Origin of the sequence: Micromonospora sp. NPDC023737, assembly GCF_040639715.1 — a bacterium.
In the GTDB taxonomy this organism is placed as follows: domain Bacteria; phylum Actinomycetota; class Actinomycetes; order Mycobacteriales; family Micromonosporaceae; genus Micromonospora.
On the sequence record NZ_JBFAAL010000020.1, the window covers coordinates 45,251 to 72,208 of the forward strand.

A 26,958-nucleotide genomic window follows, 5' to 3' on the forward strand; every position below is an offset into this window, starting at 1 on the left:
TCATCCTTCGCGTCCCCGGCCCCGGGCCAGTGCGAGGCGGGACGGCCTCGGCAGCTCCAGCGGGGTGACCCGGACCGGGGGTCGGGGTGGCGGCTCACCGTGGTTCAGCCGGTCGTGGTTCGGACGTCGTGGCGTGGGCACCGCGGGGTGGTGGCGGGGGCCGGGCAGCATGCCGTGGTGCGGGTCTCCGTCGGGGGCGGGGGTACGGTCGGGCTCGGGCGGCCGTGGCCGCGGCGACAGCACCTGGCAGGCGGCCAGCGCCGCGCCGGAGGCGGCGGTCAGTTGCGGGTCCGGCTCGACCTCGACCGGCACCGGGAACGCGGCGGTGAGCAGCTCGGCGACGAGCGGGATGCGGGTGGACCCGCCGGTCAGCAGGACGGCGTCGAGGTCGGTGGGACGCAGCCCGGCGGAGAGTACGCTGCGCAGCAGCAGGTCCACAGTGGCCTGCACCGCGGGCCGGATCATCTCCTCGAACTCCATCCGGGTCACCGGTACCCGGGCCGGGCCGGTCGGCAGGGTGAGCAGTACGTCGGTCTCGGTGCTCACCGTCAGTTCCCGCTTGGCCCGTTCGCACTCGGGCCGCAGGGCACGCAGGGTGGCGTACGTCTCCCGGCGGCCGGCGGCGGCGAGTTCCCGGGCCAGCACGGTCCGTACGTGCTCGGCGAGCGCCTCGTCGAAGTCGGCCCCGCCGATCCAGTCCAGCGCCTGCGGGAGGCCGAGGGTCTCGTACCGGCCGTGCGCGTTGCGCCGGACCAGCGCCGCCTCGAAGCTGTCGCCGCCGAGGGCGTACACCGCGGCGGTGCTCCCGGCGAACCCCCGGGCGGCGTGGCTCTCGGCGACGGTGATCGTGCACGGCAGCAGCGTCACGTTGGACAGTCCGAGCTCCCAGAGGGAGTCGCGCAGCAGTTCGCGGCGGTGCCGTCCCCACCCGGCGGGGTGGCTGAGCACTACCGCGTCGGCCGGTTCCCCCTCGCGGGCGAGGACCCGTTCCACCACCCAGGTCGCCAGTACGGCGGTGAGCAGATGCGGTGGGCAGGCCTCGCCGGCCAGCAGCAGCGGCACGTCGTCACCGACCCGGTGCAGGAAGCCCCGGGCCGTCCGGCTGCCGTCGTCGGTGCCGGACTCGCCGACGACGAGCGTCCCGTCGGCACCGAGGTGCAGCACCGACGGCACGGTGGCGGCACCGCTGTCCAACGTGACCACCTCGGGACGGGTCCAGTTGGCGCCGCGCCGCCGGGCCAGGGTGGCCGAGGTGGTCGTGCTCCCGATGTCGATCCCCAGGACGTACGGCATGTGCTTTCTTCCTCCGCCGGTGTCGGCCGGCCGCGGCTCCGCGGGTTTCCCGCAGGGTGAACGACCCACCCCCGGCAAATCCCCGTGGGCTCCTACGTTCGTACCAGACATGGCTCCGGCATCGGCCCCCTAAATCTGGCCGCCTCGGTTCCCCCAGTCCCCCTAACGGCCGATGGGGCAGAGGCCCTAATCGGGCGTCACAGATTGCGGGCCGTTCCCCGATGCCCGATCCCGGACGGTGGTCATAGCGTCGCTGTCGACGAACGGCGGGAGACGACGCCCACATCCGAGGAGAAGCGGCACATGGACCAGACCCTGCACGACTTCGTGCTCAACCTGCTCACCGACCCCGATGCCCGGTCGGCGTTCGACCTCGACCCGGAGGGAGCGCTGCGGGCCGCGGGCCTCACCGACATCACGGCCGCGGACGTGCAGGACGTGGTGCCGCTGGTGGTCGACTACGCGCCGGTGCAGGGGCTCGCCCCGGTCGCCCCGGTGATCGGCGAGCTCGGTGCCGAGCCGTTGGTGACGGACGCGACCGACGTGGTCGGTCAGTTGCAGACGGTGGCGCAGCAGCTCTCGGTCACCAGCAGCTACAACGGGGTGGACGTCAAGGCGGGCGTACTGGGCGCCATCGCGGTGGACCCGGCCTCGGCCGCAGCCGGGGTGACGGTGCTTCCCGGCATCGGCCTGGGCGTCGGTCCCGGCGGCATCGGCACCGACCTGACCGGGGTGCACGACGTCGCGCACACGCTGGACGCGGACGTGGTCGGCGTCGTGGACTCCGTCGCGGACCCGGTGGTCGGGGACGTGACCGGGACGGTCGGCAGCCCGGACTCGGTGCTCGACGCCACCGACCACGGACTGCTCGGCACCCCGGAGAACCTGCTCGGCGGCTCGGACGGTCTGCTGGGCGGGACTCTCTCCGGCGCCACGGGTCAGGTCGGCGGCCTCGTCGACTCGATCGGCGTCGACGACACCCTGGGCGGGCTGGGCCTGCACGACGGCGGCAGCGGGATCGTTCCGCCGGTCGACGTGCCGGGCACGGTCGGTGGCGTCACGCACCAGGTGGATGGGCTTCTTTCCGGCGTCACCGGCACGGTGGGCAGCGTGACCGGTGGCGTCACCGACGGGGTGACCGGCGACGCCGGGGTCCACGGGGACGCTTCGGCGTCTCACGGCGGCGGTCTGCTGGGCATCACCGACGGTCTGCTCTGACCTCCCTCGGTCGGAGCGGGAAGGCCGGGCCGCCGTTGGCGGCCCGGCCCTTTCCCTTCTTCGGTGGCCCTCTTGATAATTGAGCCGAAATCCGCACACTTGGTGCGGTGATGGCGGGGATCTGGCTGGACGTGCTGGACGAGATCGCCCGTACGTGCCGCGAACACGGACGTGGCGATCTGCTGCAGGCGGTCCGGCAGAAGCGCGCGCAACTGCTCGACCCGACCCTGCGGGTACTGGTCATCGGGGAGCCCAACCAGGGCAAGAGCCAACTGATCAACGCGATCGTCAACGCGGCGGTCTGCCCGGTGGGTGACGGCCGCACCACCGTCCTACCGACCGTCGTGCAGCACGCCGAGGTCGCCGCGGCCGTCGTGGTCCAGGCCGCGCCGGCGCCGCCCGGTGGGTCGTCGGGGACCGCGCCGGCCAGCAACGTGGAGCGCACCGTGGTGCCGGTGGAACGGATTCCGGCGGGCGTCGCAGGCACGTACGGCCGCCGCCCCGGCGGCGGTCCCGCGTACGTCGAGATCGGACTGCCGCGCGCGCTGCTCGCCGCCGGACTGGTCCTCGTGGACACTCCCGGCGCCGACGAGGTCGGTGCGCACGGTGGCACGGCGCCGGTCGCCGCGCTGAACCGGGCCGACACCGTGCTGCTGGTCTCCGACTCGACCCGTGAGCTCTCGGTGGCCGAGCTGAACGTGCTGCTGCACGTCACCCGCTCGCATCCGAACGTGCTGGTCGTGCAGAGCAAGACCGATCTGGTGCCGGACTGGCGGGCGGTGGCCGAACGCAACCAGCGGCACCTCGCCGAGGCCGGAGTGCCGGCGGCTCTGATCCCGGTCTCGGCGGCCCTGCGGCTGCGCGCCGCCGCCGCCGACGACCGCGCGCTCAACGCCGAGTCCGGCTTTCCCGCGTTGATCGCCCGACTGCACCGCGACCTGGCCGGCAAGGCCGACGTGCTGGCCCGCGCCACGGTGGGTCTGACCGCCCGGACAGTGGTCGAGCAGCTCGCCGCGCCACTGCGCGCCGAGTTGGAGAGCCAGCAGGCCGAGGAGCAGTCGGGGCCGATGGCCCGGCTGCACGCGGCCCAACGTGAGGTCGAGGAGCTGCGGCGCTGTTCCGTACGGTGGCAGAACGCGCTCAACGACGAGATGGCCGACCTGCTGTCCGACATCGAGTACGACCTGCGCGACCGCACCCGCCAGATCCTGCGCGAGGTCGACGACGCGTTCGACACCGCCGACCCGCTGGTCGCCTGGGACACGTTCCAGGAGTGGTTGGCGCACAGCCTCACCGAGGCGGCCGAGGCCAACCACGAGTGGCTGGTCCAGCGTTGCGACTTCGTCGCCCGGCGGGTGGCCGGCCACTTCGCCCGGTACGGCTACGACGTGCTGCCGCCCTGGTCGATGACGGTGCCGGAGGACCTGGCCGACCGGATGCCGGAGTTCGAGCAGCCCAACATCGACCGCTTCACGGTCAGCCAGAAGGTGATCACGGGCATGAAGGGCTCGTACGGAGGCCTGCTGATGTTCGGCCTGGCGCTGACGCTGGCCGGCATGCCGATGATCAATCCGGTCTCGATCGGCGCGGGTGCGCTCTTCGGTGGCAAGAGCATCCGGGACGAGAGCAAGCAGCTGCTGCGCCGCCGCCAGGCCACGGTCAAGACGGCGGTCCAGCGCCACGTCGACGACTACTTCGTACGGGTGGTCAAGGACTGCCGGGACGCGACCCGCCAGGTGCAGCGGATGCTGCGGGACCACTTCGCCGCACTGACCGACGAGCTGCAGGAGGCCATCGTCCAGTCGCTGCGTACGGCCAAGCAGGCCGCCGACACCGACGCGGCCGTCCGCGACCAGCGGCAGCGCGAGATCAAGCTGAAGATGACCCGCCTCGCCGCGCTCTACGACCAGGCCCAGCAGCTGACCGCCGCCCGGCCGGCGGCGGTGCCGTTGGAGCCACGGGCATGACCGTCGGTCTGCGCCTGGACGAGGCGGTCTGGGGGCTGCTGCACCAGGCCCTGGAGCTGTACCGGGACGATCCCCGGGCCACCGGGCACCTGCGGCACCAGCTCGCCCGGCTGGAGCAGCCGCTGCGCGTCGCGCTCGCCGGTCCCTGGCGTGCCGGCAAGTCGACCCTGCTCAACGCGATGATGGGCGAGGAGGTCGCGCCGGTGGTCGGGGCCGACGGCAGTGGCGTCTTCACCTGGTACGAGGACGGTCCGCAGCCACGGGCGACCGCGTACTCGGCCAACCACCCGCCGCAGGAGCTGGCGATGGTGAAGTCGGCGACCGGGATGCGGGTGGATCTCGTCGGCTGGCGGGCCGGCGAGTTGCGCGACATCGTGGTGCGCTGGCCGACCCGTGCGCTGCGGCAGGTGACTCTCCTCGACACGCCCGCGATCACCGGCCCCGCGGAGCACGGGCGGTCGCCGGTGATGGACCGCGTGCTGCGGGACGCGGACGCGGTGCTCTACCTGACCCGGGACGGCCGGGGCACCGACCTGCGGGTGCTGGAGTCCGGCCGGGACAGCGCGGTCGGGCAGGCCGCCCCGATCAACACGATCATGGTGCTCGCCCGGTCCGACGAGACCGGGGGCGGCAAGATCGACGCACTGCTCACCGCCCGCCAGCTCGCCCGACGCCAGCAGCGCGATCCGCGGGTGAACGCGCTCAGCGTCACCGTGGTGGCGTGCAGCGGACTGATCGGCCTGGCCGGCCGGGTGCTCAGCGAGTCCGATTTCGCGGCGCTGGCCCAGCTGGCCACGGTGCCGAGGCCACAACTCGAGGGGTACCTGCTCTCCGCCGACCGCTTCCTCCGCAGCGAGCTGCCGGTGCCGTTGGACGCCGAGGTGCGAGCGGGACTGCTGGACCGGCTCGGCCTGTTCGGGGTGCGGCTCGCCACCACCCTGGTGCGGACCGGCTGCGACAGCCGGGCGGCGCTCTCCGGCGAACTGATCCGCCGCAGCGGCCTCGCGGAGCTGCGCGAGTCGGTCAACCGGTTCTTCGTCGACCGCCGGGACACGCTCAAGTCCCGCTCGGCGCTGGCCGCCGTCGAGGCGCTGCTGCGGGCCGAGCCCGGGCGGGGCACCGCCGAGCTGCTCGCCAACGTGGAGCAGATCCTGGCCGGCGCCCACGAGTTCCGGGAGCTGCGCCTGCTCGCCGCGCTACGCGACACCCGGCTCGGGTTCGACGCCGAGGTCGCCGCGGAGGCGCGGCGGCTGGTCGGCGGTGACGGGGTCGGCCTTGCCGCCCGGCTCGGCGTCGAGCACGACGCGGGCGTGCGGCGGCTCTGGGAGGCCGCCGCCGAGGCTCAGTGGCGCTGGCGGGACCGTGCCGAGGACCCCCTGCTCCGGCTGGCCCAGCGGCGCGGGGCGCAGGTCGTCGTCCGCAGCTGCGAGGGGATGCTCGCCGAGCTCGCCGAGGGCGGGCGGTGAGCCGCGGCGCCGGAGCCGGCGCAGCCAGTGGATCGGGCGGACCCGCTCCAGCGGCAGGAAACTGGCCATCGCGGCCAGGTGCGGCGCGAACGAGATGGTGATGGTCGCGAAGGTGACCACGTGGAACGAGTAGAAGAAGCCGACCGTCCAGAGCCGCCAGCGGGCCGGCACCAGGAAGACAAGCGGGCTGGCCAGCTCGAAGGCGATGATGCCGAACTGGGCGATGATCAGCAGGTACGGCACCTGAGCGATCAGGTCCGCCAGGTCCGTACCGCGCCTGATGATCGCCCGGGCCAGGACCGAGCCGGTCAGCCAGTCCAGACCGCCGAACCGCAGCTTCGCCCAGGCCGCGAGGAAGTACGTGCAGACGACGGCGATCTGGGTGACCCGCAACGCCCAGCCGGCCGCCTCGCACCGGGTGGGGTCACCGTGCCGCGCCCGCCCGACGCTGGGAAGCACGGCGAGCGCGATGAGCAGGCCGAACCGGTCGTGGTCGACCTTGCCGTAGCTCATCGCGATGATCATCCACTCGAGGTAGAGCGCGAAGACCGACCAGCCGAGCAGCCGGGGTGCGCGTCCGCTCGCCGCGAGCAGCGCCAGCCCGAGCAGGGTCCAGAAGATCACCGCGACCAGCGCCGGGGTGGGTGTCGGCAGGTGCGCCATCCGACCGACCAGCAGCGGCTGGTAGAGATCGCCGGGCACATTGACCCGGGTACGCACCCACGGCGTGAAGAACACCAGGTCGGCGGCGACGAACAGGTAGATCAGGGTGCGGAAGGCGGCCACCCGGCCACGCGGCACCGGCTCGGTCAACCAGCGGATCATGCGGGCACCTGCCAGCTGACCACCGTCTCGTCGGTGTACCGGCCGGTCGGGCGGCCGTCCTGGATGCCGATCCAGCGGATCACGATGCGGACCTCGACCAGCGCGGGCGCCTCCGGGTGCCGTTCCGCGTACGCGTCGGCGACCTCGGCGAGCCGTGCCGGGTCGGCGACGTACCGGCTCTGCTGGCCCTCGATCTCGGCTCGGCGGATCCCGGTCGCATCCTCGCCGAGACCCACCACCGCGCCGGTGCGGTCGACCCCCTCGACCCGGGTGTCCGGGGCGGGCGCGTTCGGCGGGTTGGACGTCGCGTACATCCGGAAGGGGCCGAACGGGAAGTGGTCGTCGGTGCCCCAGAGCGTGCCGGCCAGCAGGACGGCCAGGCCGAGCACCGTCGCACCGACCCGGGCCGCCCGTCCCCGGTGGGTCAAGGTCTCCATCGGATCGTGACCCTACGGGAAGGAACGGTCGATACGGGTCCCTCCCACGGTCGAGGTCCCTCGACCGGTACGCCGATCGTCGTCACCCGGCGGCCGGTGCTCCGGCGGTTGCGGCCGGTACGCAGACAGAAGACGGCCGGGCCCCCAGCTGAGGGGCCCGGCCGTCGACCGTGATCTTCGGTGGCTCAGTGCTTGTGCTCGGCCAGCTGCCGCCGGACGTCGTCCATGTCGAGCGCCTCGACCTGCTCGATCAGGTTCTCCAGCGCGGACTCGGGCAGGGCGCCCGGCTGCGCGAAGACGATCACACCGTCCCGGATCGCCATGATGGTCGGGATGGACCGGATGTCGAACTTGGCGCCCAGCTCCTGCTGCGCCTCGGTGTCGACCTTGCCGAAGACGATGTTCTGGTGCTTCTCCGAGGAGCGCTCGTAGACGGGGGCGAACCGCTTGCACGGGCCACACCAGTCGGCCCAGAAGTCGACGAGGACGATGCCGTCCTTGCCGGTCATCTCGTCAAAGTTCGCCGTGGTCAGCTCGACGGTTGCCATTGAAGTCTCCGATCAGCGCGCTATCCGTACGATCCGTAGAACCAGGGTTGACCGCATCGCATTCCCGCTTCACGGCCGCCGAAACGGCGCACGGCCGGGTGCGTCCCCGTACGGCAGGTTATCGACCTCCGTCTGTCAGTGTCCGTCCTGCGGAACGCAACTGCGACATGCATTTGCGTGACGAAGCGTGATGGGAGCGCTTCCGAACACGTCGGCACGATTGACCGGTACGAATCGGTAAGTCGGGGCTTGACAAGGAGCTATTTCATGCATAGAGATCGCTGCGGAGAGGGTGGGTAAACACGGAGAGTGTTGTTACAAAAAGGTAAATGTGATCTGGCTCTCTGTTGCAACCGGACGGGCGTACGGCAGAATCTTCCGCATCAGAGCGTGGGCGGCGGGTGCCGGGGAGGGCCCCGCCGTTCATTGCGTCTCCCCTCGGATGTGGCCCGTGTGACATTTCCGCCTGGCCCTCGCCTCGAGCAGCACCTTAGCGATCGATAAGGCATGCTGTGCCGAACTCCATCGCCGCCCGTCGAAGGGGACCAGGATGCAGTTCGGCCGTTACTACGAGGAGTTCGAGGTCGGCGCGGTCTACCGGCACTGGCCCGGCAAGACCGTGACCGAGTACGACGACCATCTGTTCTGCCTGCTCACCATGAACCACCACCCGCTCCACCTGGACGCCCACTACGCGGAGTCGGCGACCCAGTTCGAGCGCAACGTCGTGGTCGGCAACTACATCTACTCGCTGCTGCTGGGCATGTCAGTCCCCGACGTCAGCGGCAAGGCGATCGCCAACCTGGAGGTCGAGTCGCTCCGACACGTGGCACCGACCTTCCACGGCGACACCGTCTACGGCGAGACCACCGTGCTCGACAAGCGCGAGTCGGCCTCGAAGCCCGACCGGGGCGTGGTCTCGGTCGAGACGCGCGGCTACAAGCAGGACGGGACGCTGGTCTGCGTGTTCCGCCGCCGCGTGATGGTCCCCAAGCGGGAGTACGCCCTCCGCGATGTGCCCGAGGGTGTGGACCCGGAGCGACCGAGTTTCCCCGAGCCGCGCTGACCCGACCGAACAGCGCCGGCCCGCTCGCGTCCTGACCTCGCGGGGGACCGCACAGGCGGCCCGGCGCGGAGCGCGGTCCGGAGCTTCGGCCCCTTCCTCGTGTTCCGGTGAGGAAGGGGCCCTTTTCGCGATCCGGGGCATATGCTGACGCCGGAGGTCCCGCGATGAGCGAGCGCAGCGAGCGAACCGTCAGGCTCAGCGCGTCGGTGCCTCATGGCGCCGCGGAGCGAAGCGGAGCGGCGGCATGAGCCACTCCCTCGGCGGAGGGTCGCCCTCCGCCGGGCGCCGCGCCGCACCGCTGACCACCGCCGTCTACTCCGCCGCCGAGTGGGATCTGCTCACCAGCCTGCCCGGCCGGGTCCTCGCGGCCGCCGCCGCGGGCGGTCCCGGCCGGCCGCGCCGCGGCGTGACCGAAGCGCTCGCCGGCCTGGAGGCGCTGACGGCCGGACGATCCTTCGACAGCGACCTCGTCCGTGCGGTGGTCACCACGATCTACGCCCGGCCCGACGGTCAACCCGTGCCCGGCAACGGAAGCACCGACCTGGTCGATCTGCTCGCCGCGTGCCGGGCGGCGGTGCGAGTGCTCGACCGGCGGGCCGATCCCGCCGACTCGGCCGCGTACCGGCAGTGGGTGCAGTCGGTGGCGGCCCGGGTCTGCCGGGCGCTTCCACCCGGCCGGGTGCAGCCGGTCGGCGAGTCGCCGGCCGACCGGCGCCTCCTGGACCGCCTCGGCGACGCGCTGGGCCTGCGCTGAATCCCCCACCCCGTCCGGGTGGGGGCGCGGCATCGCCGTACCCTCTGGTGATCGTGACCGGTGACCAGCTCGACGTCGGTGTGGGCCCCTGGACGGGTGACCCGCCGGAGGACCCGCGGTACGACCCGGAGCTGCTCGCCTCGGGGGACCGGCGCAACGTCGTCGACCGCTACCGCTACTGGCGCCGAGAGGCGATCGTGGCGGACCTGGACGAGCGCCGGCACGACTTCCATGTGGCGATCGAGAACTGGCAGCACGACTTCAACATCGGCACGGTGGTACGCAACGCCAACGCGTTCCTCGCCGCCGAGGTGCACATCGTGGGACGCCGGAGGTGGAACCGGCGCGGCGCGATGGTCACCGACCGCTACCAGCACGTCCGGCACCACGAGACGATCGAGGAGTTCGTGGCCTGGGCGGCCGGGCTGCAACTGGCGGTCGTCGGCATCGACAACCTGCCCGGCTCCCGTCCGCTGGAGACGGCCACGCTGCCGCGGCGCTGCGTGCTCCTCTTCGGTCAGGAGGGGCCCGGTCTCTCCGAGCCGGCGCGCGTCGCCTGCACGCAGGTCTTCTCGATCGCGCAGTACGGCTCGACCCGATCGATCAACGCCGGGGTCGCGAGCGGCATCGCCATGCACGCCTGGATCCGGACGCACGCCGGACCGCCCCCGGACTGACCCGCCCGACGGGTACGGGGTTGTCGTCTGGGCCACGGCGAGGGCGACCGGACCGACGCGTCCGCCGACCATCCGCCACGCCCACGGACGGATGACAAGACTCGGCGTGTCGCGGGGATCCTTGTCGCGATGGGACGGATCCGGCCGCTCGGCTTGACGGCTCCGCCGCGCGGGGTGACGGTGGGAAGGTGAGCGTCGCGGTGAGTTGTCCACGTTGCGGTGGGCCTGTCCGGCCACCCGACCTCATGCACTCCGAATCGCGGTGCGCGAGTTGCGGGCCGGTGTCGCCGCTGCACGTGCCCGAGCACATTGGAGCCGAGATCGTCGCCAGCGTGGTGGAGCGGATCGTCGCCGACGTCGATCCGCCTCGGGAGTCGGCCACGCCGCTGTGGTGCCCGTGGCCGCTGCCGGCCGGCTGGACGATGACCGGCGTCGCGTACGCGGGAGACGACCGGACCGGCGTGCGGGCCACGGCGGTGGCCTGCGCGGGACCGGCCCCGCTCGGCGGTGGCCCGGCCGACCTGCTCTTCATCGCCGAGGAGCCGGGGGTGGGGCTGGGCAACCGCTTCGCCGCCATGGTCGGACCGGATCCGGGCCCGCAACTGGCGGTGGCGCTCAGCGAACCCGGGCCCGGGCACCCGGGACACATCGGTCAGGCTCGGATCAAGGTGGCCGGGCACCCGACTCCACTGTGGCTGGTGAACTCGCCGGCGGATCGAAGCGCGTACGCCGGCGAGGCTCGGGGATTGTGGCTCCATGCGATAGCCTGGCCGGCGAGCGCGGGGCACCTGCTCGCGGAGGATGTCGTGCTGCACGACCTGACTGAGTGGACTCCCCCCGAGCTCGTGTACGGCGCACCATCTCCATATCTGCACGGGAAGGCTTGACAACCCGACCCGGAATGACGGAGAACGGACGCAGATATTCACTGTACGACACCGCACTGATACTCTGGGTGCCGCTGCGGTAATGGGACCCGGCGCCGCGCGAGAGGATGGCCCGCCATGGTCAAGAAGGTCCTCACCTGGGCCGGTATCGCATTCTTGATCTTCTTTGTCGCCTACCGGCCGAACTCCGCGGCGGACGTGTTCAAGTCGCTCGGCGGCGGGATCATGGACATCGCCCAGGGATTCGGCGACTTCTTCACCAGCCTGGTGGCCTGATCGCCGATGGGTAGCCCCCCCGGTCCGCCCTTCGACCCCGACGATCCCGATCGGGAGCGCCGGGAACGCGACACGGAACCCATCCCCCGGGTCCCTCCGGAAGAGGGTCCCGGCTACGGCTCCGGCGCCGGTCTCTCGGATGGTCCATCGTTCTCCGACGACGCCGGCTACGGCGACGGTCCCGGCTACGCGGGTGAAGGCCGGTCCGGCCGGGCCTGGATCCGTGATCCGGAGGGTGGCTACCAACCTCCGCCGATCTCGGAGGACGAGCTGGCCGGGCTGCGCGCCGACGCAGCCGGCAACACCCCCCGCCGGGTGCTGCCGCTGGAGGACGAGCCCAGCTCGCTGGTCGCCCGTTACCTCTTCCCGACCGAGCGTTACCGGGGCGAGTGGAAGCGGCACTGGATCCACCTCGCCACGCCGATCCTCGTCGGCATCGCGGCCACGTTTGTGCTCGGCTACCTCTCCGGCTTCCTCGCCGGGCAGAACGTCGGCGCGCTCACCACCGTCGCGGTGCTGCTCTGGTTCGCCGTCATGGGCTGGGTGGCCTGGCGGGTCGCCGACTGGTGGTATGACCGTTTCATCCTCACGAACAAGCGCGTGATGGTGGTCAACGGGATCATCACCCGGCGGGTCGCCATGATGCCGCTGGTACGGGTCACCGACATGAAGTACGAGCAGACCCCGACCGGCCGCGCGCTCAACTACGGCACCTTCGTGCTGGAGTCCGCCGGCCAGGAACAGGCGCTCCGGGAGATCAAGAATCTGCCCAACCCCAACGAGCTCTACCTACGTGTGGTCGAAGAGATGTACGAGCCGCAGGCGGTCGAGGCCCGGCTGGGCAAGGAGGCGGACGAGGCCAAGGCCGACGACGGCGCCTGACGGACTCCCCCGAACGGTGGGATGAACTGCACACCTGCGGATCTCGACCCGGGCCTACCGCCCGTGGCAGCCTGGTTGGTTCGGGCTCTCAGGAGGTGTTCAGTGGCCGGCAGGGATCAGTCGGAGGAGGAGTTCCGCGAATTCGTCGCGGCTCGCTCCGCCGCTCTGCTGCGCACCGCCTACCTGCTCGCCGGTGACTGGGCCACCGCCGAGGATCTGCTCCAGACCGCGCTGACGAAGACCTACCTCGCGTGGCGGCGGCTCGGCGGGATCGAGGCGGTCGAGCCGTACGCCCGGCGCGTCCTGGTCAACACGTCGACCAGTTGGTGGCGGCGGCGCTGGCACGGTGAGCGCCCCACCGACGTGCTCCCGGAGCGGGCCGGCGCCGACGAGATCGAGCGACAGCTGGACCGGGACCTGCTCTGGCGGCACCTGCGTGCCCTGCCCACCCGGCAGCGGGCGGTCCTGGTGCTGCGGTTCTACGAGGACATGTCCGAGGCGCAGACCGCCGCCCTGCTCGGCATATCGACGGGAACGGTCAAGAGCCAGACCTCGCGCGCCCTGGCCACGCTGCGTCAACGGATGGGTGCCGAGGCCGCGCTGGAACTGCCGCCGGAGCAGGCCGCCGAACCCGTCCGGTCAGGCCGCGTGCCCCGGTCGGGGCCCACGCGGACCCGGCCTGAGCAGTCGGGGCCGGTCGTGACCGCGGCCGGCCCGGTGGAGGCGTCCGCCGGCACCGCGGCCGTCGGAGCCCCGTCGGCGAGCGTCGCCGCGACTCCGGCGCCAGCAGGGATCGCGATCCCGTCCGAGGCCGGCGACCAGCCGGTCGGCAAGCAGCGGCAACGCCCCACGCGACGCGACGACGCGAACTCGGAACCCGTCGTGGCCCTTCTCTCCGGCGTTCCGGCGCCGGCCGTCGCGGGGGAGCAGGGGTGAACCCGGTCGTCCGTGACAACCGGAGCGACCCCCCGACGCGTCCATTCCGTGTGACGCAGGACGAGCTGGAGCGGGCGGTCCGGGAGAGCCTCGCCCAGCAGGTCGCCGCACCCCGGCCGCTCGCGGCGGACCCGGCCGGGGCGGCGATCCGCCGTGCCCGGCGGACGCAGCGGAAGCGGACGATGACCGGGCTGGCCCTGGCCGCCCTGGCGACCGTGGTGGTCAGCGCCGGGGTCGTTCAGCTCGGCGATGCGACCCGTCGACCGGCCCAGCCCCCCACGGTCGTGCTCGGTGATCCGTCCAACCAGGCCCGGCCCGAGCCACTGCCCTCGGACGCCGGGATCGTCGACGGGTCATCGGCCGACCCTGACGCGGGGGCCGACGTGCTCGTCGGTGGCGCGATCCTCAGCGCCGGCGGCGAGCGGCTGGCGCTCGCCGGAGTCGGCCCGGCGGAGCGGGCCCAGTGGCTGCCGGAGAACGCCGGATGGCTGGTGATCGGTTCCCCCGCCCCGGCCGGTCGGAAACTCTGGGCCATCTCCCGTGACGGCACGCCGAGGGTGCTGCTGGACGGCGCGGAAGCGATCACCATTGCTCCGGACGGCCGGCAGGTCGCCTGGCGGGACGGCGGCGAGATCGTGACCGCCGGCCTGGTCCGTAGCGAGCTCATCGCGCCGGTACGCACACCCGCGCCCGCCAGCGCCGCACCTGTGGGTTTCGTCGGGGACTCCGTCCTGGTGCGGCTCGACCTCGCCCACCCCGGGCACGTGCTCTGGAGCCCGGCCACGGCACCGCTCCAGACCGGATCCGACCGGAGCACGCTCAACGTCTACGGCGCCCTGCCCGACGGCCGGCTCGTCGGTCAGGTCCTCGACAAGGTCTCCGGCCGTCCCTGCCTGGCGGTGCTCGACCCGTCCCGATCGCTGGCCCCGCTCCAGACGGCCTGCGCCCCGACGTTCAGCCGGGACGGGCTCGGCGCCGTCTCCCCGGACGGACGGTGGCTGCTGGTGAACGGGCAGGCCGGCGGGAAGACCAGTGCGCTGCTGGTCGACCTGACCCAGCTGGGCGTCGCCCATCCGTCCGGGTCGGACGAGCCCCTGACGGCCCTGCCCGCCGGGCCGCCGTTGACCGGCGCGGTGGCCTGGAACCGGGTCGACGAGGCCGCCTACATCGACGACTCGGGCAGGTTGGTGCGGCTCACGGCGGAGCGGGTACAGGCCGGGTCGGCAGGTGTTCCCGCTGCGGTGCCGGGAGCGGATGCCTCGAACCGTCCGGTGGTGGTGACCGGCTCCGTCGGAGGTACGTGAGGCGCCCGTGCCGGTGTCTGCGCGGAGCCTCGGCGGCGGTCCTGCCGGCCGGGTGGGACGGTAGCGTCGGGCGATGATCTCCGACAGCGGTCCGGCCCGCCGGATCGACCTGCACGCCCACTCGACGGCCAGCGACGGCACGCTGAGCCCCGCCGAGCTGGTACGGGCCGCCGCCGACGCCGGACTCGACGTGGTGGCCATCACCGACCACGACACCACTGCCGGCTGGGCACCGGCGCTGGCCGCGTTGCCGGCCGGGCTGAGTCTGGTACGCGGCGCCGAACTCTCCTGCCGTTGGTTCGGCGCGGACCCACCGGTGCCGCTGCACCTGCTCGCGTACCTCTTCGATCCGGATCATCCGGAGTTGGTCGCCGAGCTGGCCCGGGTACGCGCCGCGCGGGAGGCACGCGGCGAGCGGATCGTGGACCTGTTGCGGGCCGACGGGATCGACGTCGACTGGGCGGAGATCCTGACCGCCGCGGCCGGCGGCACCGTCGGCCGGCCGCACATCGCCCAGGCCCTGATCCGGGCCGGCCTGGTGGGCACCACCAGTGAGGCGTTCGGGCCGGACTGGCTGGGCGAGCGCTACCGGCTGCCCAAGGAGGACATCGAAGTCTTCCACGCCGTCCGGCTGGTCCGGGCGGCCGGCGGTGTCCCGGTCTTCGCCCACCCGCGCGCCAGCCGCCGGGGCCGGGTGGTGCCGGATGAACTGATCGCCCAGCTGGCCGCCGCCGGCCTCGCCGGGTTGGAGGTCGACCACGAGGACCACTCACCGGAGGAACGGGCGCACGTCCGCGCCCTCGCCGCCGAACTCGGGCTGCTGGTCACCGGCTCTTCCGACTTCCACGGCACGCACAAGACGGTCCGGCTCGGGGCGTTCACCACCGCCCCCGACGCGTACGAGCGGCTCGTCGCCGAGGCCGGCGGAGTGACCGGGGTCGCTTCCGGCTGATCCGCGTTTCGGCCCGCAGCAGCGCGGCTACCTTGATCAGGTGGATCTGAAGCTTCTCGGTGAGGTCTTCGTGACCTTGCTGGTGATCACCGACCCACCGGGCATGATGCCGATCTTCGTCGCGCTGACCGGTCCGCTTCCGGCGCGGGACCGGAACCGGGCGGCCTGGCAGGCGGTCGCGTTGGCGCTCGGTGTGATCGTGGTCTTCGCCGTGGCCGGACAGACGCTCCTCGACTACCTGCACGTCGACCTGCCGGCGCTCCAGGCGGCCGGGGGGCTGTTGCTGGTGCTGGTCGCGCTGGAGCTGCTGACGGGCAAGGGCGACGAGCCGAGCGGTCAGTCCACCTCGAACATCGCCCTGGTGCCACTCGGTACGCCGCTGCTCGCCGGCCCCGGAGCGATCGTGGCGACCATGCTCTTCGTCCAGCAGGCGGAGGGCCTGGCCGACTACACGGCAATCGCGGCGGGCATCCTCTCCGTGATGATCGCCGTCTGGATCGTCCTGCGCTTCTCCGGCGGGATCGTCAAGATCCTCCGGCCCGGCGGGATCGAGGTGCTCACCCGGATCGCGGGCCTGCTGCTGGCCGCCATCGCGGTGCAGCTCATCGCCGACGCGGTCGCCGCGTTCGTGCGGCACTTCGCGCAAACGGTCTGAGCGGGCCGCCGCGCTGTCGTACGCCGATGGCAGGATCTCGGGTGTGCGACGACCCTCTTCAGCAGGCCGACCGTCCTCCACCGGTGGCCGCGCGCCCCGCCCCCGAGCAGAGCAGGCTGAGCAACTCGGGTTCGAGGGAATGCCCGAGCGGCTCTTCGTCTGCACACCGAGCAAACTGGGCGCCTACGCCGACTGCCCCCGCCGCTACCGCTACGCCTACGTCGACCGTCCCGCCCCGCCGAAGGGGCCTCCGTGGGCGCACAACTCCCTCGGCGCGAGCGTGCACACCGCCCTGCGCAACTGGTACGCGCTGACACCTGAGCGGCGCCGTCCGGAGGCGCTGGCCGGGCTGTTGCGCGGCACCTGGGTGCGCGAGGGCTACCGCGACGAGGAGCAGGAGCGGGCGGCCTACCAGCGCGCGCTGAGCTGGCTGGAGGCGTACGTCGAGACGCTGGAGCCGGATGTCGATCCGCTCGGCGTCGAGCGGGTGGTGGCAGTCAAGACGGCGGTGCTGGCCTTCAACGGACGGGCCGACCGGATCGACTCCCGCCCGGGCCCCGACGGCCCCGAGCTGGTCATCGTCGACTACAAGACCGGCCGCACCGGGCTCGACGCCGACGACGCCCGGGGCTCGCAGGCGTTGGCGCTCTACGCGTACGCGGCCGAGCGGACGTTCCGCCGGCCGTGTCGCCGGGTCGAGCTGCACCACCTGCCGACCGGCACGGTCGCCGGGCACGAGCACACCGTCGAGTCGCTGGCTCGGCAGCTGAGCCGGGCGGAAGAGACCGCCCGCGACATCATGGCCGCCGAGAAGGCGGTCGCCGGCGGCGCGGACCCGGACGAAGCCTTCCCCACGGACCCGAGCCCCCGATGCGGTTGGTGCGACTACCGGCGCAACTGCCCGGTCGGCAGCCAGACGCCGGGCAAGGACCCCTGGGCGGCGGTCGAGCGCCCGGCCGAGGGCGCCCCCGCACAGGAGTGACGCGGGGGCGGTGACCGTTCCGCTTGCAGTTCGATTCCTTCGGGCGGGTGACCGGTCAGGGCGTCGGTGACGCGCCGACCGAGCGGGCTGCCCGTTCCCTGGCCGCCTGTTGCAGCGGGCTCTCCCGCCAGCGTTGCGGCAGCGCGGCGAGCGCGAGGCGGAGCCCCCGGACAGTCGCGTCCGCGGACAGGGCGGTGGTGGGCAGCCCCAGACCGCCGTACATCCGGCGGGCCCAGGCGGGCAGCAGGGCGAGGGCGGTGCCGGCGACGCCGAGGTACGCCCACCTCGGCGGTCCGAGGGTCAGCCCCAGCCGGATCGGCAGGCTCAGCTTCCACGGCACCGGCGGGGCGGTGAGGAAGAGGGCGGTCTCGGCGGCCTCCCTGGTCATCCGAAGCTCCGGCCGGACCGCACGGTAGTAGTCGGCGACCTCCTCGGCGGTGCCGGGGACGGCGGCCGGATCCAAACCGACCAGCGCGGCCGCCCGGCGCTGCTCGGTGTAGTAGCCGTCGACCTCGGCGGATGTCAGCGGCACCCCGGCCCGACGCGCGGTGTCGACGAACGACTCCACCTCGGCCACGTGCACCCACCGCAACAGGTCCGGCTCGTCGATCCGGAAGCGCTCGCCGGTGATCGGGTCGATGGCGTGCAACCGCTCGTGCAGCCGGCGAAGCCGGCGGCCCGCCGCCTCGGCCTCAGCCGTCGTGCCGTACACGGTGGTCGCGACATAGGTGGCGGTGCGCACCAGGCGCCCCCACGCGTCGGTGCGGTAGTCGCTGTTCTGCGCCACTCCGGCCATCGCCCTCGGGTGCAGCGCCTGGAGATAGAGCGAGCGGAGACCGGCGACGATCAGGACCGGCTCCGCGTGCACCTTCCAGGTGACCGATCCGGGACCGAACAGGCCGAGGTCGTCGGAGTCCACCGACCAAGCGTGCCACGCAGGAGCAGCGATACGTCACTCCTCGGAGTTGCGGCGGGCCTGGCAGGCCGGGCAAAGCCCCCAGAAGGTCACTTCCGCTTCGTCGACCTCGAAGCCGTGCGCGGGGCTCGGGTCGAGGCAGGGAGCGGAGCCGACCGCACAGTCGATGTCGGCGATCGTGCCGCAGCCCCGACAGACCACGTGGTGGTGGTTGTCGCCGACCCGCGCCTCGTACCGGGCGGGGCTGCCGGCCGGCTCGATGCGGCGGGACAGGCCGGCCCGAGTGAGAGCGCCCAGCACGTCGTACACGGCCTGGGTCGAGACCGAGTCGAGGCGCTCCCGCACCCGGCGGGTGATCTCGTCGACCTCGAGATGGCCGCCGCCGGAGAGTACGTCGAGCACGGCGAGGCGAGGCCGGGTGACCCGCAGACCCTTCGACCGGAGCAACTCCTCGCCATGCGACATCTGCCAATGACAACACGCCCCACCGCGGTCGACAACAGCTGCGCCGATGGCCGCGGAACGCGGTTCGGTCGGGATGCAGCTGAACCGGATCCGTGCCGCCTGCGTGTAAGCGATCGAGAAGTCTGGCTGGCGACGGGCGTGCTCGTACGCTTGGCAGTCCGCGACCGTGATGCCTTCCGGAGGTGCCGATGTTCGAGCAGATTCTGGGCCTGCCGGTCCATGTCCTGGTTGTGCACGCGGTCGTCGTGTTCGTGCCGTTGCTGGCGCTGCTCGCCGTGGCGTACGTCGTGCTGCCCCGTTGGCGGCGTCGGCTGGACTGGGCCGTCGCGATCTTCGCCGTGCTCGCCCCGGTCACCGCGTTCTTCGCGGTCGAGTCGGGCGAGGCGTTGAACGACGCACTGGTCGCGCGGGGTTTCCAGGGGCCGATCCTCGACCAGATCGCCGAGCACTCCGGCTACGGCGACATCCTGTTCTGGATCGTCGTGCCGCTCGCCATCGTGGCGCTTCTGCTGCTGGTGTCGACCAGCGGTCACCGGCGGGTGCCGAAGCTGCCCGCGCTGATCACCCCGGTGCTGTCGGTGGCAGTGGTCGGGCTGTCGGTCGCCGCCCTCATCTACGTCTGGCTGACCGGGCACTCCGGCGCCGAGGCGGTCTGGGGCACCACACTCTGATCCCGAGCTGGGCCGCCCGACGGATCAGCGGCCGCTGCCCGGGTGGCGTTCGGCGACACCTTCACCAGCCCGTGGCCGGAGAGCCCGCCGCTGCCCTCGAACGGCCGGTTCAGAAGACGACCCGGGAGCAGAGCAGGCAGACCAGGATCAACAGCACCGCGCCGGCCACCGCGCCGATCGAGTAGGTGACGCGCTGGGCACGCTGTTCGGCCACGTCCAGCGCGGCCATGTCCTGCGGAGGCAGGGACCGTGGCGCGGCCGGTTGCAGGTGAACGGGGGGACGCCAGCCTGCGGGCGGCGGCGTACTGGGCGGCGGGCCGGTGTATCCGCCGAACGTGGTGCCGCCGAGTCCTGCGCCTCCGCCCAGTCCCGCACCCGTGGGCGACGCGTGCTCGCCGGCGATCGGTGCCCCGCCCGGCAGCCCTCCGCCGTCAGGCGGGGGACGCCGCCAGAAGTCGTCCGGGGAGCTGCCGCCGATGGGGGTCGTCACGCCGTCCGACGCTACCAACGCACGCCGTGCTCGGCCGGAGGACGCCACCGAGCGGCGCCCAGATCGGTCGCTCGTCACGAGCGCCTGTCCGGCGTGGGTGGGCGTGTTCGCGGTTCACGACGCGGCGAGCGACTGTTGATCGACTCGAGAGGTGCCGTCGGGGATGTCCCGCTGCGATGGCACCACGACTTCGGGGAGAACCGAGTTGATCAGGCTCGACCGGGCCGGCGAACGGGGAGCGCGGGCCGGCACTGCGTTACCCTTACGGCTCGTGAGCACCGAGGACCCGGGTTTCCGCCGCGACGACGATCGCACCGTCGAGTTGAGCGACGAATTCGTGGTGCTGCCTGAGCAGACGAGCGACGACACCGACCGTGGCTGGGGCGAGCACGCCACCGGCAACGACGACTGGCTGCTCGCCGAGCGGCCGCCGCACTGGGGCTGATCTCCCGCCCGCATCGCCGCCGCGCGGTGTGGATCTCATCGCGCAGCTCGGTCGCGCGCTGGTCGCGCTTACAGCCCCGGTGGGTCTCATCCGCGTACCACGATGGCGAACCGGCTGCCCTCCGGTTGCCCGACGGTCCGCTGCGCCTGGCCGGGGCTGAGGGCGAGGTAGAGCGCGGCCGAGCCGTCCATCGCGCCGGCACCCACCACGTCGAGCACGAGCGCGCTGCTCGCGAGCAGGCTGGCCTCGCCGGAGCGACCGCCGGCCGGCGCGGCGAGGAGGTCGACGCGGGCGCCGGGGCGTACCACCGCGAGCGCGGCCGGTTCGGCCAACCGGACCGGTACGCCCACGCTGCCGGCGGGGAGCGGCAACCGTTCCCCGGGCCGGTGCGGGTCGGCGGTCGCCGTGATCACGCCCTGCTCGGCCGGCGTGAGGGCGGCCGCCGTGGACGGGACACCGCCGGTCGCCGGTCCGGGTCGAGCAGGCGACGCGGCCGGGACGGAGGCCTGCGGTGGCGGGCGGCCGCACGGTGTGTGCAGTACGACTGCCGCCAGGCCGAGCAGCCCGGCGACCAGCGCGGCGCGGAACAGTGTGCCGCGGCGCGGCAGGTGCGTTCGGCGTACCGGGCGTAGTACGGCCGCCGTGCCGGTGTCAGCCATCACGCCTCCGCCCCTCCGTTGGGGTACCGAAGCGGTGCCCCTCGGCAGCGAGGTTAGGAGCGGACTGCCGGCGGTGCCCGCCGTCGACCACAACCTGTGGACAACGGAGTGGCCTGTGGATAACCCCCGCGGGAAGCGTTGCTCCGTTAGTGGCCGCTCGGTTCGCGATCCGGATCGGACCGGCCGGAGGGCGGGTACGAGCGCGCCGGTACGCCCCCGATCAGGGGTGTACCGGCGCGTTGCGGTCGGTGGACGCCGACCTGGTCAGGACGAGGTGCTGCTGCTGGCGGCCGGCGCCTTGCTCGACGAGGACGAGCCGTTCGAGGACGAGCCGCTCGAGGACGAGCCGTTGGCGGAGGAGCCGCTCGAACCGGACGAGTTGGTCGAGCTCGACGTGCCGGAGGACGAGTCGGACTTCGTCGACTTGCCGCCGTCCGACGAGGCCGACACGGTGTCGGAGCCGGACGAGCGCGAGTCGGTGCGGTAGAAGCCCGAGCCCTTGAACACGATGCCCACCGAGTTGAAGACCTTGCGCAGCCGCCCCGCGCACTCCGGGCACTCGGTCAGCGGGGCGTCAGAGAAGGACTGCACCGCCTCGAGCTGGTGGCCGCACGCGGTGCAGGCGTACTGGTACGTGGGCACTTTCTCCTCCGGATCGGGTTCGGCCGGTTGGCACTCGACGTCTTCGAGTGCCAATGTTGCGTCATTCGCCCCCGGTTCGTCCAGCGGACGTGTGGGGCGCGACACCCGGCGGCGTGCCCCGCCCGGACGGCGGGGCGGCATCCAGCGTACGCAGACCCTCGGCGGGGGTGACCACGGCGCGTACCGGACGGTCGTGCGGCTCGGCGGGAAGGCTGCTGACCAGCTCACCGTCGTGCAGCGGCACCACGGTCAGGGTCGTCTCGGGCAGCCGGGCCAACGCCCGGTCGTACGATCCGCCGCCACGGCCCAGCCGCAGCCCGCGCACGTCCACCGCCAGCGCCGGGAGCACCACCAGCCCCGCGTCGGCGATCGCGTCCGCACCGAGCCGTGGCCCGGTGGGCTCGCGCATCCCCCGACCGGCCGCGACCAGGCAGTCGGGTCCGGTGTAGGCGGCCCAGTCCAGATCGAGGTCGGGTAGCAGCACCGGCAGCAGCAGCTCCCCGTCGGGCGGCAGCGCGGCCCGCAGCACCTCCGGCAGCTCCGGACCGCCCGGCTCCGAACCGACCGGCACGTACGCCGTAACCCGGACCGGGCGCAGTCGCCGTACCAGCGCGACCAGTGCGGCCTGGACGCCGGACGCGGCTGCCGCTCGGGCCTCGGCGCTCAGTTCCCGGCGGCGGGCGAGCAGTGCGACACGCATGTCCCGTTTCGCCACATGAGTCACTTCCGCTCCATAAGAAAAATCCGGCACGCAACACTCCTGACGCAACGCCTCTCCCACGGTTGCTCTGTGTCAGCATCGCAACAGGGAAGGCGGAACTTTCGGGGGGAACCGAGTGACGCTACGCGGGCGGTTGACGGCGGCCTTCCTCGCGGTGGTCCTCGGCCCGGTCCTGCTCGGCGCCCTCTTCGTAGCCTCGACCCTGCACACCGTGGACCGCAGCCGTTCCATCGAGCGGCTCGCCGTGGCGACCGCCGCCGTGCGTACCTCCGTCGACGCCCTCTGCCAGCAGTTGCGCGCCGCAGCCGACGCGGTCGCCCTGGGCCGCGGCGACCCGGCCGGCGCCGCGGCCCAAGTGGTGAGTCGGGGCCTGGCCGCGGGGGTGGTGCTGAGCGACGTCGCCGGGCGGACCACCTACACCACGCTGGGCGCACCGGCGAGTCCGTGGCAGGAGTGCGCCGGCGCGGCGACCAGCGGGCCGGTCCGTGCATTGACCGTCCGGGTCGACCTGCGCGACCACGCCGGGGCGACGCTCGGCACGGTCGCGGCCGCACAGCCGGTCGACCCGGCGTTCGTGGCCCGGCTCGCCGCGGTGACCGGTGTGGCGGTCACCCTGCTCGACGACGGCGCCGGACCCGCACGGGTCACCCACACGACCGAGACGAGTGAGGTACGCGACGCGGTGCTGGCCGCCGCCGGCACCCTCGACGACGAGCAGATCATCGAGACGGCGGACGGCCGGTACGTCCGCCGCATCGGTCCCTCGTCCGGTCAGCCGCTGCCGCTGGTGCTCTCGGTCCCCAGCGAACAACCGCCCGGTTTGAACACGGCGCTGGTCACGGCGGTGGTGCTGGCCGCGCTGCTCGCCGTGCTGGCCGCCTGGCGCCTGGCCCGCGTCACCACCCGACCGCTGGTCGAGCTGGCCGCCGCGGTCGACCAGGTGGCGGACGGCGACCTGACCGCCCGGGTCCCCGTACGCACCCGCGACGAGCTGGGTCGCCTGGCCGGCGCGTTCAACCGGATGACCCGTGAGACCGGCTCCTACGTGGCCGCGCTGACCAGCAGCCGCGACCAGCTGCGGGGGCACCTCGCCGTCCTCGGGGACACCCTCGCCAGTACGCACGACCTGCAACGCATCCTGCGGGTGATCCTGAACAGCGCGATCGCGGCGACCGGCGCCCGGGCCGGCGCAGTGCTCCTGGTCGAGCCGGGCGGAATGCTCGTCGCCCAGTGCACCGACGGGCTGGACGGGCGCTGGCCGGAGCAGGACTCACCGACGACCCTGCGGGTGCCAGTCGGCAGCGGGATGGTGGGTGCCGTCGCCGCGACCGGGGTGCCGCAGCGGGGCCGGATGGACCCGGCCGACGTACCGGCGGGGGAGCCACGCTGCCGGACGTACATCGCGGTCCCCTTCGCCACTCCCGCCGGCCCGGGGCCTGCCACGGGTGCCGCTGTGCCCTTTGGTGTTCCCACGCCGTCCGGTGGCGGATCCCTGCCGACGGTCGCCGAGCCCACCGACGCGCAGAGCGGGGCGGGCGACTTCCCGACGGTCGAGCTGCCCGGCGGAGCGGGAGGCCGGACCACGGGCGGTACGGACCAGGCCGCGGCGCTCGGCGTGCTCGCGCTCTACGACCGCCTCGGCGCGGACGAGTTCGACGACGACGACCTGGTCACCCTGCGCACCTTCGCGAGCCACGCGGCCGTGGCGGTGGAGAACGTACGCGGGCACGAGGAGGCGCAGCGCCTCTCGCTCACCGACCCGCTGACCGGACTGTGGAACTACCGTTACCTGCGCGAGTCGATCCGGCGCGAGGTCGAGCGGGCCAGCCGGTTCGGCCGGATGCTGAGCGTCCTCGCGCTGGACCTGGACCGGTTCAAGGACGTCAACGACACCTACGGGCACGCGGCCGGAGACACCGTACTGGCCGAGTTCGCCCGCCGGTTGCGTGGCGAGATCCGCGAGGTCGACCTGGCGTTCCGGCAGGGCGGCGAGGAGTTCGTACTGCTGCTGCCGGAGACCGACGCCCGCGGTGCGGCGATCGTCGCGGAGCGGCTCGGCGCGGCGATCCGGGACACGTCGATGCCGGTCGAGCCGCACACGGGATCACCCGTCCCGGTACGGGTGACCGTCTCCATCGGTATCGCCGTCTACCCCGACCACGCGAGCACCGGGCAGCAGGTGCTGGAGGCCGCCGACGACGCCCTCTACGCCGCGAAGGCCGCCGGCCGGGACACCTACCGGGTGAGCACGCTGCGGCAGACGGCGGCTCGTGAGCTGCCGGTGCCGGCGGCGGCGGTCACCCCGCCCGACGGGCTGCCCCGCGCCGGCCGCGCGACCGTGCCCGTCCGCGCCGAGCCGGCCGCGTCGGTCCGCGCCGAGGCGGCCGCACCGACCTGCACGGACGAGATGCCTAGGGGAGACGGAAGCGCAGCTGAGCCGCTGGGGTCGACCGCCACCGGTCCGGATGCCGCCCGAGCCGGGCCCGGTCCCACGCGCTCCGCTGCCGGAGGCGGCGCGTCTTCCGGGCCACACCCGCCGCGGCAGAGCCGTGGCCGATAGTCTCGCGGCATGTCGGTGCACTCAGCGAACTCCTCAACGACGGCCGCCGCGACCGGCCGTTCCCGCGCGGTCAAGGCGGTAATCCCGGCCGCCGGTCTCGCCACGCGCTTCCTGCCGGCCACGAAGGCGGTGCCCAAGGAACTGCTGCCGGTGGTCGATCGGCCGGTGCTGCAGTACATCGTCGAGGAGGCCACCCAGGCCGGCATCAACGACGTGCTGTTGATCACCGGGCGGGGTAAGACCTCGATGGTGGACCACTTCGACCGCCGCCCCGACCTGGAGGCCCGGCTGGAGAAGAAGCCCGAGATCCTGGCCGCCGTGCAGCGACCCAGCGAGCTGGCCGAGATCTACACCGTCCGGCAGCCCGAACAGCTCGGCCTCGGTCACGCCGTCGGGTACGCCGAGTCGCACGTGGGTGACCAGCCCTTCGCCGTGCTGCTGGGCGACGAGTTCGTCAAGATGGACGAGCCGCTGCTGCCGGCCATGCTGGAGCTGCAGGCCCGCACCGGCGGGGTGGTGCTGGCGTTCTTCGAGGTCGACCCGGCCGAGACGAAGCGGTACGGGATCGCGTCCGTCGAGCCGGCTGAGGCCGAGCTGACCGACATCGGCGAGGTCGTGAAGGTCACCGGGATGGTCGAGAAGCCGGACCCGGAGGAGGCCCCGAGCAACCTGGCGGTACTCGGCCGGTACGTGCTGCCGGGCAAGATCTTCGACGCGATCCGGCGTACGAAGCCGGGCAGCGGCGGTGAGATCCAGCTGACCGACGCGATGGAGCTGCTGCGCACGGAAGGGACACCGGTGCACGCCATCGTCTACCGGGGCACCCGCTACGACACCGGCATGCCGCTCGGTTACCTGCAGACAGTGGTGCAGATCGCCGTCGAACGGGACGACTTCGGTGCCGAGTTCCGCAAGTGGCTGACCGACTTCGTGAACTCCAACGTGTCGGGCGGTTCCAATACATGACCGCTACGGCCGACGCCGAGGCGGCCGCGAACGAGTTGACGCCGCTCGCCGACTACCTGGGCAGTGTGCTGCGCAGGTTACGCGCGCTGCCTCCACTCGACCTCGACCTCACCCAGGCGTACGGCAACGTCCTCGCTGAGGACGTCGCCGCGCCGCACGCGTTCCCGGCCTTCGACCAGTCCGCCGTCGACGGTTACGCCGCACGCTGGGAGGACATCTCCGGCGCCGGACGGGCCGCCGGCGGGCGGGCGGTCCGGCTGAACGTGGTCGGTGACCTCGGCGCGGCGAGCTGGCGGCCGGTCCGGCTCACGCCCGGCTCCTGCTTCTCCGTCGCCGCCGGGGCGCCGCTGCCCGTCGCCGCCGACGTGGTGGTGCCGGTCGAGTGGACCGACCAGGGCATGGCCGCGGTGGAGATCTACCGCACCCCCAAGCGGGGGTACGGGGTGCGCCGGGCCGGCGACGAGCTGCCCGCCGGGGCGCTGCTCGCCCGGGCCGGCACCTACGTGTCGCCGGCGTTGGTCGCGGTCTTCGCCGCCACCGGCATCGGGCACGTGGTGGTCCGGCCCAGCCCGCGGGTGGTCGTCGTGGCCACCGGGGACGAGCTGGTCGACGTCGGCCGGGGCAGCCAGCCCGGCCAGGTGGTGGACGCGAACTCGCACGCGCTCACCGCGGCGGCGGCCGAGGCGGGCGCGCTGGCATACCGGGTCGGCATCTGCGACGACGACCCGGAGGGGCTGCGCGGGCTGCTGGAGGACCAGACCCTGCGCGCCGACCTGATCATCACCACCGGTGGCACCGGCACCGGTCCGGGCGACATGGTCCGGCGGATCCTCTCCCGCCGCGAGGGCAGCCGAGCCGGCCCGGTCACGTTCACCGAGGTGGCGCTCTACCCCGGCACGGCGCTCGGCTTCGGCACGGTCGGCGCCGAGGAGGTGCCGGTGGTCTGCCTTCCCGGCGACCCGGGCGCGGCGCTGATCGGATTCGAGGTGCTCGCCCGCCCGGCGATCCAGCTCCTCGCCGGGGCGGAGCCGGTCTTCCGGCCCAGCGTCCGGGCACACCTGCTGGAGACCGTCTCGTCACCGGGCGGGCTGCGCGAGTTCCGCCCCGCGCACGTCGCCGAGCGGCGCGGCGGCGGCTACACGGTCCAGCCGCTCAGCGGCGGGCCGTTCACTCTTTCCGGACTCGCCGAGGCCAACGGCCTGCTGGTGCTCGGCGAACGGGTCACCACGGCCGCCGCGGGCTCCACGGTGGACGTGCTCCTGCTGGATCGCCGTCGGTGAGCGCCCCCGCGGGCCCCA

The 26,958-nt window shown here is 72.9% G+C and carries 28 protein-coding genes and 1 pseudogene; 19 read left to right on the forward strand and 10 right to left on the reverse strand.

Annotation, left to right across the window (positions count from 1 at the left end; all coding sequences use genetic code 11):
• Positions 1 to 1,293 (reverse strand): Hsp70 family protein, encoded by a 1,293-nt coding sequence (locus AB0F98_RS28345; protein ID WP_357741434.1) that lies wholly within the window; start codon positions 1,291 to 1,293, stop codon positions 1 to 3.
• Between the two features lie 303 nt (positions 1,294 to 1,596).
• On the opposite strand from AB0F98_RS28345, the gene AB0F98_RS28350 reads away from it, so the two are divergent.
• The gene (locus AB0F98_RS28350; RefSeq protein WP_357741437.1) at positions 1,597 to 2,511 is read left to right on the forward strand and encodes an IniB N-terminal domain-containing protein; all 915 of its coding nucleotides are present in this window, start codon (positions 1,597 to 1,599) and stop codon (positions 2,509 to 2,511) included.
• 110 nt (positions 2,512 to 2,621) lie between these two features.
• A complete protein-coding gene (locus AB0F98_RS28355) occupies positions 2,622 to 4,478 on the forward strand; it encodes a dynamin family protein (protein ID WP_357741560.1) in 1,857 nt (618 codons plus the stop codon).
• Between the two features lie 1,196 nt (positions 4,479 to 5,674).
• On the opposite strand, the gene AB0F98_RS28360 is transcribed toward AB0F98_RS28355, so the two are convergent.
• From AB0F98_RS28360 to trxA, 3 genes are all read right to left on the reverse strand, one after another.
• Positions 5,675 to 6,769 (reverse strand): HTTM domain-containing protein, encoded by a 1,095-nt coding sequence (locus AB0F98_RS28360; RefSeq protein WP_357741440.1) that lies wholly within the window; start codon positions 6,767 to 6,769, stop codon positions 5,675 to 5,677.
• Positions 6,766 to 7,206 (reverse strand): hypothetical protein, encoded by a 441-nt coding sequence (locus tag AB0F98_RS28365; protein WP_357741443.1) that lies wholly within the window; start codon positions 7,204 to 7,206, stop codon positions 6,766 to 6,768. The genes AB0F98_RS28360 and AB0F98_RS28365 overlap by 4 nt, the downstream gene beginning before the upstream one ends.
• Before the next feature lie 185 nt (positions 7,207 to 7,391).
• Positions 7,392 to 7,754, reverse strand: a complete 363-nt coding sequence (gene trxA, locus AB0F98_RS28370; RefSeq protein WP_355146899.1) for a thioredoxin — start codon at positions 7,752 to 7,754, stop codon at positions 7,392 to 7,394.
• A 550-nt stretch (positions 7,755 to 8,304) separates the two neighbouring features.
• Between trxA and AB0F98_RS28375 the strand changes: the two genes are divergently transcribed.
• From AB0F98_RS28375 to AB0F98_RS28425, 11 genes are all read left to right on the forward strand, one after another.
• Positions 8,305 to 8,820, forward strand: coding sequence for a MaoC family dehydratase (locus tag AB0F98_RS28375; protein ID WP_357741447.1), 516 nt, complete (start codon positions 8,305 to 8,307; stop codon positions 8,818 to 8,820).
• A gap of 244 nt (positions 8,821 to 9,064) precedes the next feature.
• On the forward strand, positions 9,065 to 9,574 hold the full coding sequence (locus AB0F98_RS28380) for a hypothetical protein (protein ID WP_357741450.1): 510 nt from the start codon (positions 9,065 to 9,067) through the stop codon (positions 9,572 to 9,574).
• A 53-nt stretch (positions 9,575 to 9,627) separates the two neighbouring features.
• Positions 9,628 to 10,251: an RNA methyltransferase gene (locus tag AB0F98_RS28385; protein WP_357741453.1), complete on the forward strand. Its 624-nt coding sequence runs from the start codon at positions 9,628 to 9,630 to the stop codon at positions 10,249 to 10,251.
• Between the two features lie 200 nt (positions 10,252 to 10,451).
• Complete coding sequence (locus tag AB0F98_RS28390; RefSeq protein ID WP_357741456.1) at positions 10,452 to 11,138, forward strand: DUF6758 family protein; 687 nt, start codon at positions 10,452 to 10,454, stop codon at positions 11,136 to 11,138.
• Positions 11,139 to 11,255: 117 nt separating this feature from the next.
• Positions 11,256 to 11,414 (forward strand): hypothetical protein, encoded by a 159-nt coding sequence (locus tag AB0F98_RS28395; protein ID WP_007455302.1) that lies wholly within the window; start codon positions 11,256 to 11,258, stop codon positions 11,412 to 11,414.
• 6 nt (positions 11,415 to 11,420) lie between these two features.
• The gene (locus AB0F98_RS28400) at positions 11,421 to 12,296 is read left to right on the forward strand and encodes a PH domain-containing protein (RefSeq protein WP_076470617.1); all 876 of its coding nucleotides are present in this window, start codon (positions 11,421 to 11,423) and stop codon (positions 12,294 to 12,296) included.
• A 102-nt stretch (positions 12,297 to 12,398) separates the two neighbouring features.
• Entirely contained in the window at positions 12,399 to 13,232 is an 834-nt protein-coding gene (locus tag AB0F98_RS28405) for a SigE family RNA polymerase sigma factor (protein ID WP_357741460.1), read from the forward strand.
• A 50-nt stretch (positions 13,233 to 13,282) separates the two neighbouring features.
• Entirely contained in the window at positions 13,283 to 14,536 is a 1,254-nt protein-coding gene (locus AB0F98_RS28410) for a hypothetical protein (protein WP_357741463.1), read from the forward strand.
• A gap of 73 nt (positions 14,537 to 14,609) precedes the next feature.
• A complete protein-coding gene (locus tag AB0F98_RS28415) occupies positions 14,610 to 15,488 on the forward strand; it encodes a PHP domain-containing protein (protein ID WP_357741466.1) in 879 nt (292 codons plus the stop codon).
• Positions 15,489 to 15,528: 40 nt separating this feature from the next.
• Complete coding sequence (locus tag AB0F98_RS28420) at positions 15,529 to 16,143, forward strand: MarC family protein (RefSeq protein WP_357741469.1); 615 nt, start codon at positions 15,529 to 15,531, stop codon at positions 16,141 to 16,143.
• 43 nt (positions 16,144 to 16,186) lie between these two features.
• The gene (locus AB0F98_RS28425) at positions 16,187 to 17,125 is read left to right on the forward strand and encodes a PD-(D/E)XK nuclease family protein (protein ID WP_357741472.1); all 939 of its coding nucleotides are present in this window, start codon (positions 16,187 to 16,189) and stop codon (positions 17,123 to 17,125) included.
• A gap of 55 nt (positions 17,126 to 17,180) precedes the next feature.
• On the opposite strand, the gene AB0F98_RS28430 is transcribed toward AB0F98_RS28425, so the two are convergent.
• Complete coding sequence (locus tag AB0F98_RS28430) at positions 17,181 to 18,044, reverse strand: oxygenase MpaB family protein (protein WP_357741475.1); 864 nt, start codon at positions 18,042 to 18,044, stop codon at positions 17,181 to 17,183.
• 33 nt (positions 18,045 to 18,077) lie between these two features.
• Entirely contained in the window at positions 18,078 to 18,506 is a 429-nt protein-coding gene (locus tag AB0F98_RS28435) for a Fur family transcriptional regulator (RefSeq protein WP_357741478.1), read from the reverse strand.
• Positions 18,507 to 18,694: 188 nt separating this feature from the next.
• Here AB0F98_RS28435 and AB0F98_RS28440 point away from each other — a divergent pair, with 188 nt between their 5' ends.
• Positions 18,695 to 19,177: a DUF2231 domain-containing protein gene (locus AB0F98_RS28440; RefSeq protein WP_357741481.1), complete on the forward strand. Its 483-nt coding sequence runs from the start codon at positions 18,695 to 18,697 to the stop codon at positions 19,175 to 19,177.
• Positions 19,178 to 19,286: 109 nt separating this feature from the next.
• Here AB0F98_RS28440 and AB0F98_RS28445 read toward each other — a convergent pair whose 3' ends face one another.
• Positions 19,287 to 19,667 (reverse strand): hypothetical protein, encoded by a 381-nt coding sequence (locus AB0F98_RS28445; protein WP_357741484.1) that lies wholly within the window; start codon positions 19,665 to 19,667, stop codon positions 19,287 to 19,289.
• 271 nt (positions 19,668 to 19,938) lie between these two features.
• Between AB0F98_RS28445 and AB0F98_RS28450 the strand changes: the two genes are divergently transcribed.
• On the forward strand, positions 19,939 to 20,112 hold the full coding sequence (locus AB0F98_RS28450) for a hypothetical protein (RefSeq protein ID WP_357741487.1): 174 nt from the start codon (positions 19,939 to 19,941) through the stop codon (positions 20,110 to 20,112).
• Positions 20,113 to 20,198: 86 nt separating this feature from the next.
• Here AB0F98_RS28450 and AB0F98_RS28455 read toward each other — a convergent pair whose 3' ends face one another.
• Positions 20,199 to 20,771: a flagellar biosynthesis protein FlgA gene (locus tag AB0F98_RS28455; protein ID WP_357741490.1), complete on the reverse strand. Its 573-nt coding sequence runs from the start codon at positions 20,769 to 20,771 to the stop codon at positions 20,199 to 20,201.
• Positions 20,772 to 20,997: 226 nt separating this feature from the next.
• Here AB0F98_RS28455 and AB0F98_RS28460 point away from each other — a divergent pair, with 226 nt between their 5' ends.
• Positions 20,998 to 21,258 carry a hypothetical protein gene (locus tag AB0F98_RS28460; protein ID WP_357741563.1) on the forward strand — a complete coding sequence of 87 codons (261 nt, stop codon included), beginning with the start codon at positions 20,998 to 21,000 and terminating at the stop codon, positions 21,256 to 21,258.
• A gap of 14 nt (positions 21,259 to 21,272) precedes the next feature.
• Here AB0F98_RS28460 and AB0F98_RS28465 read toward each other — a convergent pair.
• Both AB0F98_RS28465 and AB0F98_RS28470 read right to left on the reverse strand, forming a co-directional pair.
• A pseudogene (locus AB0F98_RS28465) lies at positions 21,273 to 21,554 on the reverse strand (FmdB family zinc ribbon protein); the annotation flags it as partial.
• Positions 21,475 to 22,164: a 5-formyltetrahydrofolate cyclo-ligase gene (locus tag AB0F98_RS28470; protein ID WP_357741493.1), complete on the reverse strand. Its 690-nt coding sequence runs from the start codon at positions 22,162 to 22,164 to the stop codon at positions 21,475 to 21,477. The gene AB0F98_RS28470 and the pseudogene AB0F98_RS28465, both read right to left, overlap by 80 nt.
• 85 nt (positions 22,165 to 22,249) lie before the next feature.
• Here AB0F98_RS28470 and AB0F98_RS28475 point away from each other — a divergent pair, with 85 nt between their 5' ends.
• From AB0F98_RS28475 to glp, 3 genes are read left to right on the forward strand one after another with little or no spacing between them, the layout of a single operon-like run.
• Positions 22,250 to 24,694, forward strand: a complete 2,445-nt coding sequence (locus AB0F98_RS28475; protein WP_357741496.1) for a diguanylate cyclase — start codon at positions 22,250 to 22,252, stop codon at positions 24,692 to 24,694.
• A 9-nt stretch (positions 24,695 to 24,703) separates the two neighbouring features.
• Positions 24,704 to 25,660 carry a UTP--glucose-1-phosphate uridylyltransferase gene (locus AB0F98_RS28480; protein WP_357741498.1) on the forward strand — a complete coding sequence of 319 codons (957 nt, stop codon included), beginning with the start codon at positions 24,704 to 24,706 and terminating at the stop codon, positions 25,658 to 25,660.
• The gene (gene glp, locus AB0F98_RS28485; protein WP_357741501.1) at positions 25,657 to 26,940 is read left to right on the forward strand and encodes a gephyrin-like molybdotransferase Glp; all 1,284 of its coding nucleotides are present in this window, start codon (positions 25,657 to 25,659) and stop codon (positions 26,938 to 26,940) included. Before AB0F98_RS28480 ends, glp begins: the two co-directional genes overlap by 4 nt.
• The last annotated feature ends 18 nt before the right edge of the window (positions 26,941 to 26,958 follow it).

Bases quoted from the DNA above. Each gene is read 5' to 3' on its own strand.
- AB0F98_RS28375 (WP_357741447.1), top strand. From the start codon at position 8,305: ATGCAGTTCGGCCGTTACTACGAGGAGTTCGAGGTCGGCGCGGTCTAC.
- glp (WP_357741501.1), top strand. From the start codon at position 25,657: ATGACCGCTACGGCCGACGCCGAGGCGGCCGCGAACGAGTTGACGCCG.
- trxA (WP_355146899.1), bottom strand. From the start codon at position 7,754: ATGGCAACCGTCGAGCTGACCACGGCGAACTTTGACGAGATGACCGGC.
- AB0F98_RS28435 (WP_357741478.1), bottom strand. From the start codon at position 18,506: ATGTCGCATGGCGAGGAGTTGCTCCGGTCGAAGGGTCTGCGGGTCACC.
- AB0F98_RS28415 (WP_357741466.1), top strand. From the start codon at position 14,610: ATGATCTCCGACAGCGGTCCGGCCCGCCGGATCGACCTGCACGCCCAC.
- AB0F98_RS28365 (WP_357741443.1), bottom strand. From the start codon at position 7,206: ATGGAGACCTTGACCCACCGGGGACGGGCGGCCCGGGTCGGTGCGACG.
- AB0F98_RS28355 (WP_357741560.1), top strand. From the start codon at position 2,622: ATGGCGGGGATCTGGCTGGACGTGCTGGACGAGATCGCCCGTACGTGC.
- AB0F98_RS28455 (WP_357741490.1), bottom strand. From the start codon at position 20,771: ATGGCTGACACCGGCACGGCGGCCGTACTACGCCCGGTACGCCGAACG.
- AB0F98_RS28360 (WP_357741440.1), bottom strand. From the start codon at position 6,769: ATGATCCGCTGGTTGACCGAGCCGGTGCCGCGTGGCCGGGTGGCCGCC.
- AB0F98_RS28400 (WP_076470617.1), top strand. From the start codon at position 11,421: ATGGGTAGCCCCCCCGGTCCGCCCTTCGACCCCGACGATCCCGATCGG.
- AB0F98_RS28380 (WP_357741450.1), top strand. From the start codon at position 9,065: ATGAGCCACTCCCTCGGCGGAGGGTCGCCCTCCGCCGGGCGCCGCGCC.
- AB0F98_RS28480 (WP_357741498.1), top strand. From the start codon at position 24,704: ATGTCGGTGCACTCAGCGAACTCCTCAACGACGGCCGCCGCGACCGGC.
- AB0F98_RS28350 (WP_357741437.1), top strand. From the start codon at position 1,597: ATGGACCAGACCCTGCACGACTTCGTGCTCAACCTGCTCACCGACCCC.
- AB0F98_RS28345 (WP_357741434.1), bottom strand. From the start codon at position 1,293: ATGCCGTACGTCCTGGGGATCGACATCGGGAGCACGACCACCTCGGCC.
- AB0F98_RS28395 (WP_007455302.1), top strand. From the start codon at position 11,256: ATGGTCAAGAAGGTCCTCACCTGGGCCGGTATCGCATTCTTGATCTTC.
- AB0F98_RS28440 (WP_357741481.1), top strand. From the start codon at position 18,695: ATGTTCGAGCAGATTCTGGGCCTGCCGGTCCATGTCCTGGTTGTGCAC.